Origin of the sequence: Acetivibrio clariflavus DSM 19732 (assembly GCF_000237085.1) — a bacterium.
Lineage (GTDB): Bacteria > Bacillota > Clostridia > Acetivibrionales > Acetivibrionaceae > Acetivibrio > Acetivibrio clariflavus.
Genome location: NC_016627.1, coordinates 2025782 through 2042856, shown reverse-complemented (window position 1 = coordinate 2042856; position 17075 = coordinate 2025782). Strand labels below are relative to the sequence as shown.

General features: G+C 36.3%; 5 protein-coding genes. All 5 read right to left on the bottom strand.

Features of this window, described 5'->3' with window-relative positions:
* Positions 1 to 166 precede the first annotated feature (166 nt).
* A complete protein-coding gene (locus tag CLOCL_RS08690) occupies positions 167 to 1093 on the bottom strand; it encodes an RsiV family protein (protein WP_027621502.1) in 927 nt (308 codons plus the stop codon).
* Between the two features lie 147 nt (positions 1094 to 1240).
* Entirely contained in the window at positions 1241 to 2041 is an 801-nt protein-coding gene (locus CLOCL_RS08685; protein WP_014254976.1) for a hypothetical protein, read from the bottom strand.
* Between the two features lie 33 nt (positions 2042 to 2074).
* Positions 2075 to 2896: a VanW family protein gene (locus CLOCL_RS08680; protein ID WP_014254975.1), complete on the bottom strand. Its 822-nt coding sequence runs from the start codon at positions 2894 to 2896 to the stop codon at positions 2075 to 2077.
* Positions 2897 to 3166: 270 nt separating this feature from the next.
* Positions 3167 to 4150 carry a methyl-accepting chemotaxis protein gene (locus tag CLOCL_RS08675; RefSeq protein ID WP_052306588.1) on the bottom strand — a complete coding sequence of 328 codons (984 nt, stop codon included), beginning with the start codon at positions 4148 to 4150 and terminating at the stop codon, positions 3167 to 3169.
* Positions 4151 to 4398: 248 nt separating this feature from the next.
* Positions 4399 to 16587 (bottom strand): PKD domain-containing protein, encoded by a 12189-nt coding sequence (locus CLOCL_RS08670; RefSeq protein ID WP_014254973.1) that lies wholly within the window; start codon positions 16585 to 16587, stop codon positions 4399 to 4401.
* Positions 16588 to 17075: the final 488 nt, after the last annotated feature.

Below are 17075 nucleotides of genomic sequence, written 5' to 3'. Positions count from 1 at the left end.
TTATACCGTATATTTTTATAAAAAATTGCTCTGTCACCATTGCTTTATTATATCAAATTGAAGAATTAAAAACATATAACTATGCAAAAAAGAGGTGATTTTTCATCACCTCTCCAACTTGCAATTTAATCTTTTTTATTATTGTTACCGCCATGATAAAATGGTTTTATTGTATATCAACAATAATGTTATTTTTTGTATCACTAACATTTTTATCATCATATTTTGACACATTACTTTTTATATCAATAGCTAACATATCTGAAATTTTTTCATAGGGTATTTCAAATACAATTGGTCCTGCGGCACCAATTGACAAAGCATATTTCGGATAGAAAACCACTAATGAGTCTTTGGAAAGATAAAAGTCATCAGGGTTAAAATTTCTGATACTTTTATATCCTTCACCGGAGTAAGGATCATCAAATAAATAATCGTGTGCCTCTTTGTTATTATTTATATCGTTCATTATTTTTTCAGATACAAAATCATATATGAAATTCATGTATTCATCTTCATTAACTTTAAATATATCCTTTAGTGCAAGCTTCTTTCCTGTGTCTAAATCGAAGGTGTCACCCTCTATTCCGGCCCATGATACACCACCAGCTCCACCGTCTAAGTATGCTTTCATGGAAATGATATTTCCAAACACAACTTCAAGACTGTAATCGGCACTTCTAAACCAGTTATCCTTTTGACCTTCAACTTTCTCATTGAATTCTTTTAAAAGATCGAGGGGCAGTTCTTCGTAGAAGAATTCTTCCTTTTCTGCGAAATATCTATTTATCTCGTCTATTCCAGCATAATTTCCATCAAGTTTGGGTAACTTTAAATTTAATTCCGCAAAACCTTCTGCATCATTGAAATACTTTTTATTAACTTCGAAAGTTGAAAAGTTCACTGTTTTCTGCTGGGGGCTTGCTGTTTCTTGTTCCGGTACAGGTGTATCTTTAGACTCATTTGTATAGGACGGTGTTTGAGTCGGTTGTTCCACATTTGTAGTGCTTACCGAAGACAAACCGCATCCGGAAGTTGCAAATACTATGTTAATCGCTATTAAAAGCAAAAACTTCTTTTTCCAATTCTTCATTTCAATAAAACCTCTCTTTTTAATTCTTATTATGCTGCCCATGCCAAAAATTTGACAAAGATAACAGTCACTAAATTAAACTATAATTTGCATATTATATGCTTAACCGAATACATTTTTTTCAGCAACATTTTTAACAAGAATTGATCAAGTCCACACAACAGAATTTCCAGTTATACATGATGCTTCAAATAATCGCATAAGTACTTCAATAGAATAAAAATCTTTAACTTCCAATCTACGTCTGATTACTTTCAGCTCTTTCGGAAAATAAAATTCTTTTCTCTCCCAATTAATACATCTATCAATTGGTTTTATGCTTTCAAAAGTTTTGCCCTCAATGATATCTTTAAATACAACTTCGAATTGAACTTTATCCAAATTCATTGTCATAGTTACATCTTGAGTAAAATCCTTAGAAAGAAAAAGCTCTTTACCCTCAGAATCAGTTATACAGAATCCCTTATTGTTTAATCTATAGTAAAATTCTCCTCCATGGCTATAAAACCATTCATCTTCATCCTCAAAAACTGCCCAAAACTCTTCATTGGTAATTTTATCTATTAAAAAAACACCTTCCATTTCATTGATCTTTGATTTTAGTAATTCGACTTCCTGCAATGCTTCTTTAGCCTTTTCCGGTTTTAAATGATCTGTCTCCCATATAGATTTTAATATAGGAAACTTTTCTTTTCCTGCTTTTCTTATTGCACTCCACAAAAAATTTAAACCACTTATATTGGAAACCCTTTCATGAATATAGTACAGTCTAGGATGATTACAGGCATTTTCTATCCAATCTAAATAGCTATGAAAAGTTTCATCCTCGACATCTTCCGAAATATCAAATATATTATTTTCATATTTAATCAAACTCAAATCAAAAGGCGGAGTTTTGATTTTACCTTCTTTAATGCAGTTACACTGAACATAGCCATCTAAGCCCATATCAAAAACACCTCTTATAATACAAAGTATAATCTATTTACTTGGCAATAGCGGCTGATACATCATAATTACATGGTTTTCCGTTATATATTCATCATCAATTAATATACCATTTTCATAAACACGCCTGTATATTTTATTATTTCTTATATATCCACCCCAATAGGTACTGCTGATAAAATGCTCTTTTTCATATACTTCATAATTATATTGCGAAGGTTCCACTGACCTCCACTCACCTACCAGGCTATCTTCGGTAAGGTATACAATTAACTGAAATTCTTTATCGGTTCCGTTATAAATTTGGAGGTCCAAGTAATTATAAACGCAAGTAGCACCACTTCCAAAGGGTTGAGTTCTGTTGCTGTCCGGGAAAATATCGTGACTGTGTCTGTAACGTTCAATAACTGTCAAAGGCGTATGTAAAGTCATCCAATAAATCAAATTTGATAATTGGCATAAACCACCGCCAGTCCCGGCGCCAAAAGTTCCGTTGGGATTTAGAATCAAGCCGTCCTTATAACCCTTCCGTTTAGTGGGTTTGCCGATCAATTTCCAATAGGAGAACACTTCACCCGGTTTTATGCAAATACCATTTACTCTACTGGTTGCTATTTTCAGGTTTGTTACTTTATTATACTGCAGTACCGGATCAACGCCTTGAAGTTTTCTTATTAACGGTGTATTGTGAGTAAAAATTAAATAAGGCAATTGGTAATTCAATATATCTTTTGAGTATTTTTCATTACCAAAATACCATTTAATATATCTTTTAAATGTATAATATTGCTTTCCCAGGTATAACCGGAGTTTTGACCTCTTTTTCGTTTCATTATATATATTTCTTTTCATCATAATTGACCCTTAACTAAATTATGTTTTGTAATATTATACACACTATTATACTATTCTTTTAACACAAATCAATTCTTCACCTTTTATTTCTGACAATACTTGCAAAACTTCACTAATTTTATAATTGCAAACTCAATAAGCACCAATTTACCTATGTTACTTGCAAAATATCTACTTAGTAATTTAAACTCTATATATAACTCAAAAGATCATTTTGAAATTCTTGACAATTGATAGTAGTAATATTGAAATTATTTATTTAATTCAATATTATTTACTATAAACCAATTCTTCCAGACGTGTGCTGGATTTGTTAATTTCCTGTATTGATTTGTGAACGCTTTTTATATAGGATTTTTGCTCTTCTGCAATTTCCAGCATTTCTTTAGTTAGTGAAGAATGCTGTTCTGAAACACTTGCTATACTTAAAGATTGTTCACGTATTTGAGAAAAAATCAAGCTCAAATTTTCTATCATTTTTAACTCTTTAGATATATAATCATTAATGTTGTCAAAGGACAGCTTTATTTTTTCAAACCCTTCATTTACCTGGCCGATAATTACTTTTCCTTCATTTGCAGCCATGTATCCATTATTAGCCTTTTCTGAAACTAATACCGTTTTAGATTTGATGTCCTCAATAATTTTTTCGATTTCTTTAACCATGTTTGCACTTTGAGTTGCCAACTTTCTTACTTCATCAGCTACCACTGCAAATCCCTTTCCTGCTTCACCGGCTCTTGCTGCTTCAATTGCAGCATTTATCGACAGCAAATTGGTCTGCTCTGATATTTGATCAATTATTTCAAGAATTTTATTTATATTTTCAATGCTAGTAATTAATTCTTCTGCTGTGGTTAATGAATTTGCAACGGCAGTATTTATAATATCCATCTGCTGGTACATTTTTTTTATTTCCATTGCCCCACTAATAACTGTCTTACTGGTGTTAGATGATATTTCGGAGAGTTCTTTGGAGAAACGGAATATTTCATCAACTTTTTCATCTACAGTGTTCATTGCGTCACTTATATGGGTTATGCTTTCATCTTGTAATAGGACTCCTTTTACAATTTCTTCTATGGTCGACGCCATAGAATCACTGATTTGCAATAACCTTGCCGAATCATTATTACAACTTGTTATATCATTGTTAAGAGAAACAGTGTTATCTTTAACTGTTTTCATTACATTATCTAAGGAAGTTAGAAGCTGGTTTGTATGTGATTCCTTACTTATGGATGATTCAATCAAGTTTTGTCCCCATTTGCATACAAAAAATAATATCCCAATACTGATTCCTACGTAAATTATTGCTGAAATAAACCCCTCATATGTATAGTTATGTACTGTTAATTGTGCAATGATTATTAGGGAAAAGAATGTACTTCCATAAATAAGCAATAGAACCTTATTAAAATATAATGTTGCAAAACAGAGTGCTATTATAACTTGAATCGGAGCATCAAAGGAAGCTGTATTTGAGAAAATCACCTGTACAATTAAAATAAATCCGCTACGGTATCAAGATTAAGGTATTTGCAAAGTACTACAGCAAGCTCAGCTCTAGTAATATATCTGTCCGGTCTGAATTCATTATTTTCATACCCTTTGAAATAACCTTTTTCAGATACATAGGTTATAGCCCATGCAGCCCAATGGCCTTTTGAAACATCATTATAATTGATATTTACAGTTTCGCCTTTCTCAGCACCGGCTAAATTGGCAAGAATCACAGCCATTTCAGCCCGGGTAAGACTATTTTCCGGTCTGAAGGTATTATCTTCATATCCTCTTATATATGCTTTAAATTTACCGACTTCTCCGGATGACGGAATTTCCGTAGGTGAAGGCATTGGAATTTCCGTAGGTGAAGGTGTTGGCTTAACCACAGCTGGAGTCTCAGTCACATTGTTATTGCCGCCTCCAGCTCCTCCTCCGGAAATACTACCATTACCTCCAGATCCTCCGGAAGTACCACCATTGCCACCACCACCGCTTACTGAACCTGGTTTTGGTGTTGCACTCCACGTAGGACTTGTCTCAGGTGTCGGAGTTGGTGTAGGACTTGATGTTGGCTCCGATGTTGGTTTAGATGTTGGCTCTTGTGTCGGAGTCGGTGTCGGTTCTGTTGTAGGTTCGGTTGTCGGCTCCGGTGTCGGAGTCGGTGTTGGTTCGGGTGTCGGAATTATTACCGAATAGAAATCCAATTCCCTAATAATCGTAAAATCTTTATTGTTAAAATAAGTAATTTCATCCTTGTCTGCTTCAATTCTTGCATATATTTTTGCTCTTTCGGATATAAGCTCTTCATTTACGGTAAGATCAAATACAACTGTCTTTTCATCATAAGGTTTCAGGTCTTTAATCTCTTTTGAATCTATTATATTTTTAAATTCTTTATCGGTTGAAATCTGTACCATAGCGCTCTCTACAGTGCAGTAGCCGGAGTTCCTTACATCAACGTAAACCGCTCCTGTTCTGTCAGTATAAATCTCATTATAAACTCCTGTTATTTCGGTGTCGGTGTACAGAACCTTCAATGAAGCTTCATTGTTGGAAGAATTAACATCGTTATCGGATTCCAAAACTGCCCTTAACTCAAAGGCATAGCAATTATCAGAAACCTTCCAGTCAAAGCTTGCAAGTATCGTATTTCCATGGCTTAGACTAATATCTCCCATGTCTTTTTCAGCAATCAGGTTTTCACCTTCATACAGCGATATCTTGAGGCCTTTTGCCGTTAGATCTCCCACATTCTTTACTTTTACTACAACGGTTGTTTCTTCTCCGGGAAGTGGGATATCACCTTCAAAATACAATCCGTCCTCCAAAACATCCAGATCGGTTTTCCTTACATAACTGGTAGAAGTAAGCTGTGTACCGTCTTTGTAATAAGTGTTGTTTTCTTCATCGTATTTGTATACTGTCTTATTGTACACCGCCATAATTGTGTCTTTAAAACCGGCAACGGTTACATCCCGCGGTACTTCCATGGTATTGAAATCCACTTCAATTCCTTCGGTCCATGTAGAGCTCTCCTCTTCATAAGTACTTATATAAAGTTTTTGTTCTCCACCTACTGCATTGGTCCAAGCCAGTGCAATTCCCTGTTCTGTATTGGTTGCACTAAGCTCTAAGATTTCTTCAGCCTGGTTCGAGTTTATTATTATCTCAGCACCAAAAGGTCTTTCCAGGGACACCTTGTATATCTTTCCTTCATTGTGCCAAAATGCAACCGGCTCCTCGCATTCTACGGCTATTGCCGGGTGGCTGTCCTCATACATATTGTCAAGAAGTTCTATAGGTTTCGTCCAACTTCTTCCGTCAAAACTTGTGAAGTAAACCTTGTATATGCCTTCCTCTGAATACTCGTTTGTAACAAAAACATAATATGCTTTATTTCCGTACATGTACAATTCGCTTTCGGAGACATTGGCTGCATTTGTTACAAATGCTTGCGGTTCTGTCCAGCCTGTACCGTCATTGTACACATAGTATATGCTGTCCGGATTCTTTTTGTCTCCTGTCATTTTCATACCGCTATTGTTTACCCATGTGGCAATTACCTTGCCGTTTGCGGCCGCTATTTTCGGAAGCTTGTTAACCCCTTCGGTTCTGTTGGTCAGTACATTGTTCCAGGTATTTTTGCTGCTGTCAAACTTAGCTATCGATATTTCCATTTTAACGAGTACATTCCTGGTAATGTCATCCTCTGTCAGGATTGAAGTTGCTCCCATTTTTTCCGACATATCAAGCCATACTGAATATATATTCTTTCCGTCGGCTGCAAGATCCGGGAAAGCATCACCGGTACCGTCATTTTCAATTTGAATCGGATTTGACCATTTTCCGTCCTTATATATTGATGAATAAACGGCTGTCCTGTTGTTATCGCTTCTGTTGCTGTCATCGCCAATAAATACCATAATCAAATCGCCTATTTCTTTATCTACAGCTTTTATCTGTGCCTTTGAATCGGGATAAGCATACCTTATGATTTCATCCTCTCCGATCCACTCCAGTTTTTCCAGGTACTCACGGGTAGCACTGACAAATTTCATCCCCTCATCGTCGAAGGCATTATTGGCAATCATCATTAAATTTCTTGGCGAACGTCCGGCATACAATGTCCAGGTATATTCTCCCCATATAGTTTCTTCCGAGAAAAACCACAGGTAGCCATATCCGGCTCCGACAGTCAAAGTCAGATCGGTTTTTAATGAAGGAAGATTAACATCAATTCGTCCCTGAACAAATATTTCCCCCGAAAGCAAACCGTATCCAACTTCCAAACCAGCTGCTGCCCTTATCGCAAGATATATATTAAGCTGTATTTGAACTACCAAGTCAGAAAGGCTGTTAAGTTGCGAAACATCCGGGACAGCAACATTATAAACTAACTCTGCTCCCCCTTCAAATTTCACAGATACATACCCTGAAAGTACGATTCCTCCTAAAGCACCATCCAAAGGTGCTTTAAACTTAAATTCAATACTTATGTTTGCACCGGCACTCCATTCCATTTCCATAGATTCAAATTCCCACTTCATGGAACGGTCGTTATATACAATTACTGCGTCAAATGTTGCCTTTAAATCTCCGCCAAATTTTATTGCGCGGCTCCCTTTCCCGTCCAGTAAACCGTTGAAATCCCATTTCAGTAAGTCACCCAATATCTCGCCTTCGACACCGTTCATATTGGAAATAGTAACTTTACCGTCCAAAAGATCATACTCGACTTTAAGATTCATACTTGGCGTTACCGGCACAAGTTTTGTTGATTTAAACAATCCGCAATCATCGGGGAACGGAAGTTCATCACTCGATTGGGTAAAAAATTTCACAACATTATTAAAACTTGTTACTTTCGGATTAAAGGCTTCTCTTGAAATTTCTACCGGTTGATCCCACGGCGGATTTCTCCAGGTGAACTGATTTAATATTTTCAGTTCGGGAGCTAAAGTCATTTTTGCATCAACATATTCGGATATAAACTCACCGTACTCTCCCCCGGTTTTAACCGCAAACTGAAGTCTGTCTCCCACCGACATTTTTGATTTTATATTATTTATAGTAACAGTGCTGGTTTGGAAAGCTTCTTCATATTTTGTATTCCCATATTTATCAACAATTCTATAGAAATACGAGATAAAATCTCCAGCATCTTTTAAATCTGCGGTTATCTTGAATGTAACCGAGTTTTCCAAAATATTCAAAGGAATGATGGCACTCCTGTTATTTCTGCTGCTGGAATACGCTGACGAAACTTCAGTAATTTCAGGCTCTTTACCTAATTTTAGTATAATGTATCTTCCATCCCTTAATCTTTCATAAAAGACTTTTTCCGGAAAACCGGGCGCTTTTACCGTTATCTTGTCGTCATCAAGCATGATATAATCAAACTGGAATCTACCGATATTATCTGTAACGCATGTGTGAGAGCCAACAGTTACCGTTGCACCTCCAATACCCTTTCTCTCATCTTCATTGTAGACCCATCCTCTTATGCTTCCGAAGATCTCTTTGGATATAACGTTTTGATCAATTACCCGTACCACTAACCTATCGGATATATTTGTGTCCGATGTAACTCTAATAATGTAGTCGCTAAATCCCTTGGTCGGATTTACAATTACATCATCAATGCTTCCGCCTTTGTAAATGTACTCACCGTTGTTATCAGTGGTTATTTTCTCTGTTACTCCAAAGAGTGCATTTGATATAGTCAGTTCACACGCTTCTTTTACAATAACATCTTCGGATATGCTTCTTCCTGTCTTTATTTTTAAGTCGGGCATTATATCATTTTCTCCTGAACGGTATTTTATAAGTTCAAGGGAGTCTACTTTTGTTTCATTACCTGTAACAGGGTCAATAACATATATGCTGGGTTTTACCCTTCCAAAAGTGCCATATTCAACCGGTCTTATTTCTATCGGTATTCTCATCCCGCCTAAAGCCTTTGCTGCATATTCTTTAAGGACAAGTACAGGACTGTTAATACCCATAAAAAACTTTGGATCTATAAAGTATTCGTTCCACAATATTTCTCCAGGCTTTACAACCTGGGAAGATGTTTTTACAAGCTCCATGCTTTCCGTTGTCTTATAACTTCTGATAAATTCGGAATCCTGCATTGTTATACTGGGTCGGTTTAAGTCCGAGCTCCTTTCATTTTTAAACCCTACCCTGTACAACAATTTATCTCCAATATACCTCCTGTCTTCCACTTCAATTATAAGTTTAAGCCTTGAACTGTCTTCCACAACAATGGGAGAATCCGAAACAAAGGTTGCAGATATAACTTCATTAAATGACTCAAGCATACCGATAAAGTCGGCAGACAGGTTGTAGCTTCCGGCTTTTTCACCCCGAACTATCCAGTTTACGGTCTTACTGCCGCTGGCAGGTAGCGTGCCTATGTTTTCAATTGCTTTACTTCCGCCAACTATGGAAACACCTGCAGGTATATTTAAATTTACTACGCAGTTGTTTATGTCATATTCTCCCATGGTGTTAACCAAATGCAATTTTACATCAAAGAAATCTTTGAGCCATCTTACAGAACCCGGAATATCAAGAATTACCACCACCGGTGCCCTGTTATTGTTACCCGTATTTCCTATTGTGGCTACACGAACAATTCTGTCGCCCACAATATGATTTCCTCCAAAAGTTTTTTCAGAATTATCCGTTGCTATATGAACGATATTATACGGCTTGTTATCGTATACAAGATTAATACTGTATTGAAAAGCATTTTGATTGCCCGGTGCCGTTATATCAATGCCTGCATTCTTTATTTCCTGAAGAGTCATTTTTGTAGCAGTAAGACTGCCCACTACCAATTGGGACTGCCTTAGCACTAATGTTAAATTGTTTGCTTTTCCCAGCTCAATCAATACATCCTGCTGCTGCGGAGCATATCCGTCCCTGTAGGCACCTATTTTATAGGCCCCCGGCTCTAATTGCAGGGAAATCTCCCCTTTAATATCAGTAGTCTTCTTGAAGATATTGTTCTCACCTAAATTGACATATATATTTGTATAAGCTAAACCTTTACCGTCACCGTCTAATACGGTAACATTTATAGTACCCGTCATTCCCTTCTTCACAATTGTTATATCCCTTGAAGTGGAGTTTGTGTTTCCTGAAGGGTCGGTAACAGTAAGCACCACCTTATATACCCCTTCTTTGCTGTAAGAGTGGCTGACTTTTACTCCTGTCTTCTTTATGCCGTCTCCCAAATCCCATTCGTATTTCGCAATGGCTATATTATCTTGCGAACCGCTTGCGTCAAACTCAATAATAGCTCCCGTTTCAGCAGATGAAATACAGTTTATATCTGCAAAGGGCGCTATATCATCTATATCCAAAGGAGAAACAGGAATGCTCTCGGAAGATGATGTATTGCCGTAAACATCAACTGCAACTACCATATATATATAACGGTATGATGGATCTAAGTTCTGATCCAGAATTTCAAAGGTTGATTTCGAATATTGCCCTACAACGGTTAAGAAATTCGAAACGGTAGTTTTTCTATAAACCCTGAAGGTTTGAATATTTTCATCATTACAGGACCATGATACTTCAATGCCTCTGTTTTTGGCTATTACATTAACCACAGGCTTTGCAGGCGGGGTGTTATGAATTATATAATCCCTGTACACATAGTCTCCGACATTACCTTTGGCATCAACGGCATAGGCTCTAACCATCAGCACTGTACCTGTTTCGAACATGCTTGTATCCATATTTTTGCTAAATCCGTCAAAGGTATATGAAGTATTATGTATATGCAAATCATGCCAAATCGTATTGTCTGTGCTGTATTGAACATATATCGCTGAAAGCTTGACATTATCCTCAGCAGTTACACCTATGGTGAAATTGCTGCCGACAGTGGAGTTGTTATAAGGTGTCAAACTACTAATCACCGGAGGCTCATTATCGGATATCTCGACAATATCAAGAGCTTTTGCAGCTACCGGCTCGCTGGGCACACTTGAGTTTCCTGCAACGTCATTGCAGATTACCCTGTAATAATACATCACACCCGGTCTTACATCGGTATCAAAGTAGTTTAACGCTTTTACTTCTGCAGCTATAGTTTGGTACGGTCCATCTATATTTAGAGAACGCTCAACTGTAAAACTCTTTATATAAGGTTCGGAATTTAATCCCCACCTAACTTCAATAAGTCCTATATCGCCTACTGCCGTCACATCTTCCATCTTTTCCGGTGCAGTTCTGTCAATTATGTACTGGTTATATGACGCTGTTTCAGTACTGTTACTAAAGTTTCCGCTGGAGTCTTCCGCGATTGCCCGTATATAATAAGATCCTTCTTTTATGCCGGAAACATCCAGATTATAATACCAGCTGTAAACTTTATTTGAGCCGGGTATAGAGGCCGAAATTATGTCAAACCATATCACACCGTCAAAAGAGCCTTGGAGAGTTATTCTTCTTAATGCCACGTCGTCTTCAGCTATAATTGTCAGAGGTATTGAGTCCCTAAAGCAAGACGGATATGGTAAAATAGATGTAATTTTAGGACTTACAAAGTCATCGGTTTTTTGTATGCGTATAATTTGTGAAAAGTCTTCATCGGCAAACCCGTCACGGTCTGTAACGGTATACCTTATAATATAATCTCCGCTATCATAGCTTTCGATTCTCCATGTTGTAGTAAACAGAAGACCGGAAGGCGTTGTAGTATAGCTTGTTACATTGTTGCTTATTCTAAACCAACTCTCTCCCCCATCCTTTGAATAATCAAAAGTTACGGAAATTTTGTCGTTGTTTAATATATCCCCGGTTAATGCCTTAAGGGTAAGCGTTTTAGCCGTCAGGGATACAACATTGTAGCTTCCGTCATATGCATCACGTATCACCGGAGCTTCCGGAGAATGTACAATAGTTTCACTAAAGTCCGAATAGTTCATTGACGGGTCAAAAGCCTTTATACAATAACTATACTCTGTTCCTGTTGTTAATCCCTTGTCTGTGAAAGTTGTGGTATATGTTGTACCAATCTTTTTACCGTCCCTGAAAATGTCATAGCCTGCTACATAACTGTTGTCAGTAGGGGTATCCCATGAAAGGGTTATACTTTTTCCGGCATGGGAACTTACACGTAAGTTTTGGGGTATGCCCGGCGCTTCTTCATCTCCTACAGTTACAGTTATCTCAACCGGTTCGGAATTGTTTCCTGCAGCATCGGTCGCCATTACTTTGAAAATATAGGTCTTTCCTTTGGTAAGGCCTGTTGCAATATACTGCTTTTCATTGTATTGAGATTCTATTAGTCTTCCGTCTCTCCATAAAGTGTATGTACAGGAACTGGTGTCGTTTACATCCCAGGAAATCCTTACACTGTTGACTCCTTGGGCCACTGTAGAATAGTTCTTTAAGACAGGCGCCACCGTGTCAATTTTCGTATAATAGTTGTAGCTTGTTCTTCCGCGGGAATCCGAAGCATGAATCCGCCAGCGTCCATCCTTTGATAAATTAAGCATTCCCTCAAATTTGCCAGCTTCATTGGCAACAACTGTTATTCTGTTGGACGTTCCGATAATTCTGCCATAATCATCAACCTCATAGGCATATATTATTACATTGTTGTCGGGATAAGCATTAATTCCCGATACGGTTATATTTCTTTTGTTATAGTAGGATTGAAGGTTGGTAATCTCAATATTAGGTTCTGTCGTCGGCGGTGTTTCAGGCTCATATAGTATCAAGGACTTAGAACCTGTTATATTTCCATACTCATCCACCGCATAAACATCAATTCTGTCAAAATACCATATATTGCCCTGTGTCATCTCATAGTAATAATAATCGGTACCATCCTCACGGGTAAGGGGAATCATCCAACTATCATTACCGCTTTTGTATACTTGGGAAACAGACATTACCGTAACCACAGGTTCGGGAATATTAACCGCCGCCCATACGGAGTATGGATTTCCCAAAACTTCAGCTCTTATTAGGAAATTGTCAACAATAGGTTCGTCTATAGCCGGAGAAACAATTGTAATTTCATTTGGTTCTCCGGGATAATAGGCTTTGAAAGTGATTATTTCACTCTCTTGACCGTTGTCATCGACAAACTGGAAATAAAGAATCTTTTGCTTTTTGTCTGTTTCAAACTCATAAGAAATAGTATTGGTCAATGTTTGATATTCCTTGCTTTGAAGCTCTTCAAAATTTTCAGCATATCGTACTTTTGTATAATACATGGTCTTTATCAATAGCTCAACATTATTGCTTTTTATTATTGTACTTTTGCTTTTCGGATCTGCCCATTCCTTTGCAATAACCAAAGGCATTAATTGAAGAGGTCCTGAATAACTCAAGTATACAGTTCCGATTAATCTTCCGTTTAGATTTACCGATACATTATAAGACCCGATAGGTAAACTGCCGATTTTATTTTCATTAAGTTCCAAAATATTTTCGCCTTCTCTCTTTACAAGAGAAATGCCACGTTTTAAGATTTTGATATTATTAACATCCATAATATCGGCAGTGTAGTTTCCCTCTTCCGGAAGATTCTTTCCGTAAATCAGATACGGAATTCCATTCTGAATGTATTCCACATTCGGGCTTGAATTTTCAACCGAAACGGTGTATTGCTGCATATATATAAGCCTGTAATTTTCATTGAACATACGAATGGAATACACTCCATAGGATAAAGCTCTATCTGTTTTTATATCTACATACATGGAATTGTTTGAACCATATCTGATGCTATCAGTAATGATTTCACAGTCGATGATATTATCCATGGAGTCCTTGATATCAAAGGAATATCCGTCTATTATGTTACAGGAAGGTATTGAAACTGTAATTTTGCTGCTTTCGTATACTGCTTCCTGCACTGTAAATCCGAAAGCTTTAATCGGCTCGATTACTCTTACATGCTTATTTAAGGAGTACTCTTCTTCTCCGTCCTTTATGTACAAGTCATATATTTCATTTTTATCAAATCCCGACATATCAACAGTTATTGAAATATCCTTACATTCCCCGTTAAAATGACTTTTAGTTGTATCCCATTTTCCTGCTTCTATTACTTCTCCTGAATCAATATTTTTCATGACAAGTTTTAAATCTTCGGAAGTGTTTTTAACAAAGGTACAACTAAGTTTAAGGGATTCTCTTTCGGAAATCTCATGTACAATTGAGTTTGAACCTTCTTTAAATTCAGCCTCGGAGCAATAGTGATCTATTTTAATGTCTCCGTATATAAACTTTTCCTGGGAATTATAGAAATACTCATAATCCGTTCCGTTAATTCTTATGTAGTACTGTGTATTTTCCTTTAATTTTTTAGTTACTTCCAGTATACCGGTAATAGTAACCTGGCTCATGCTGTAATTGGGATTTGCATTATAAACCGATGAACTTTTATTAATTGAATCTTTTTTAATGGCCCCGTAAACCTCGTTTTCTGCCACCAATTCAATATTAATGTTTTCATTGCCGGCACCTATAATTCCGTTTTCAATCTCATATCCGCTGATTGTAAATTCGGTTTCTGTGATTGTTTCCGGAATTACCGGAGGATTAAATATAACGCTTTTGTCCCCAACGGAAGTATAATCCTTCGCCGGTACTTTAAAGCTTGCTCTTTCATATTGAGTATAATTGTCATAAGAGGATTTATATGAAAATACAATGCTGTATTCTTCTCCTGGAATCAGAAGAGAACTTTTCGTATCCTTTGAAAAATCCAATACAAAGGTACCGTATCTGTCGGGCTTTACTTTGGATAGCTCTGCAATAGGAAATTCCAAACCGCTATTTATCCTATTTAAAACCACGTCGTATTCCTGCCATGAATTTACGTTATATGTCGAAACGCTTATAATTGTTTTTTCTGCATCCAATACTTTCGGAGTCCCGAGACTTAAATAATCGCTTCCGGAATAAGCTGTTATGTATGAGCTTTTTACATTTGTATAAAACTCATCCGGATAACTGATTTTTAAGCTATAATTTTTGTAGGCTTCCAAAGGCTTTTCAATAAGCATATTAAATTGTAAATATGCCTGATTTTGGTCGTTTATCGCACTGTAGCAGATATAGTCAGTCTTTCTGGCTACAACATTTCCGTACAAATCTATCAACTCAACAGAAATATCATCCATGTTTATATTTCTTATATTGTAAAATTGCGTATATACTTTAAAATTGTTAACCGAATCGTAAAGCCCGCTCGCGGAAGCATAATTGAGGATTAATACGTCGGTAGGTATTAATTTTGCGGTGGTATCATATTCCGAAACCCCGGTCACAAGCTTAACATCGTAACTCTTTTCTTTTTTTGAAACCTCGTTGAGATTTATGGAAGGTATATTGGAATAATATAAAGTTTTTTCAAATTTATTATAGTCATAGTCACCGTCTATAATGCTGTAAGTCGAAAAAAAGTCATCATAACTAATTCTGGTACTATAAATATATACAGAATTACTTGTTCCGATTATTTTACCACCGTCAAACACTAAGAATTTTCCTCTGTCGGTATTTACATCTTTAAAATATACTCTTTGATCATTAGAAGAATCTGCAGTGTACACCACACTATCGGAGGGCATGTAAACCGATACCGGATTTCCTATTGTTATTGCACTTTCACAGGTATCTATAACTATGTTACCCGAAATATCTTTACAGGTTATTTCAATGGTATATTCTCCATGTTCAACCTTTTTCCCGAATTCACATACAAATTGCAATACGTTGTCGTCGGGATTTCCTCTTGCTCCCTTTATACAGTCTGATGGAATTTCATCAATTGATTCTATCAATACTCCGTCTTTTAAAAGCCTGGCTTCTATAAGTATATCCCTTCCCAATACCCCGTATAAAATATCCGCTCCTATATAAGGGACTGTCACTATTACCGAAGCATTTTCATCAATTGTATAAGTATTGTCAATGAAGGTATACGTAATGTTATTTGATGCGGACTCGTATTTGCTTATTGACAACTCAGTAGCATAGTTAAAACTTACACTATACAAGTTTATTATATACTGCTGATCCTTAATTAACTTTGCCGCTACAGAATCATTCATTTTCGGATATGTACGGTTCCATCCCAGGCTATTGTAATCGCTGTCATATATGTATATGTAGGGAATTTCAGGACCTGTTGCTGTTATTTTATAGCAGCCGGTAGTTGAAGGTGTAAATACAAAAGTGTAGCTCGAAAATTTTTCTTCACTCATTTCATCATTCAGAATTTTTATTTCACCTTCATTAACGGGAATTGCACCTAAAGGAATGGACATTACAGAGAATGAATTAGTTTTTACTCCATCACTTAATTGAAAAGATTTATCAAAAACTTGAGTTGTTACTGTGACATGCTCCTTTAAGGGTGAAAAATCTTCGCTTTGTTTTCCTTCCGTTACCAAAGGCAGTATTATATCCTTTTTATTCCCGTCAAAGCTTTCTGAAAAGTATGTACTGTTTATGCCATCGGAAATTTTGGGATTTTTTACTGTATCAATGTCAGATTGGCCTGTGGAATTGTCACCAAAGATGTTGAAATACTCCCCTGCATTGTCATTTTCAGAAGCGGCTGCGCAGTTTATTACCAAATTGGTTAACATAAAAACAATAACCAATACTGCTAAGCCCTTATTCATTTTTCTTTTCATTATACATTACCCCCATAAAATACTTAAATAAAACATTAAACGTAAAAAAATATATATTTATGCCATAAGTTCTGAAACATACATTCGGAGGGATTTATACATGAAGTGAAAATATTTTTCAAGAACTTACAGTATAAATTATAACACTTAATTCATACAATCTCCATAAGTTCGATAAAAAAAATTGATTTCATTGGCACAAAGTCAATAAAATCAATTTTTTTGGTATCTATCGCTTCTTATATCAACTTTATTTTTGCATTCCATAATAGTCGCTGAACAATTTCCCTGCTTTTTTCACTTCCGAAAATCAGTCTCACGCAGAGAAAGAACAACAGAAATTTTTGTTTTATTTTAAGAATTACTTTTTATATTTCAATCAGCACATCTCTCAAAAGATCTGTTTTGGTTTTAATATTTGCATTTTTTTCGGTTACTTTTTGAAATTTTTGCTTTTTAAGCCTATCAATTACGCTAAAATTCTCCTA

What these genes read in the sequence shown, in the direction of transcription:
- CLOCL_RS08690 (WP_027621502.1), bottom strand. Translation starts at nt 1,093, where the DNA reads ATGAAGAATTGGAAAAAGAAGTTTTTGCTTTTAATAGCGATTAACATA.
- CLOCL_RS08685 (WP_014254976.1), bottom strand. Translation starts at nt 2,041, where the DNA reads ATGGGCTTAGATGGCTATGTTCAGTGTAACTGCATTAAAGAAGGTAAA.
- CLOCL_RS08680 (WP_014254975.1), bottom strand. Translation starts at nt 2,896, where the DNA reads ATGATGAAAAGAAATATATATAATGAAACGAAAAAGAGGTCAAAACTC.
- CLOCL_RS08670 (WP_014254973.1), bottom strand. Translation starts at nt 16,587, where the DNA reads ATGAAAAGAAAAATGAATAAGGGCTTAGCAGTATTGGTTATTGTTTTT.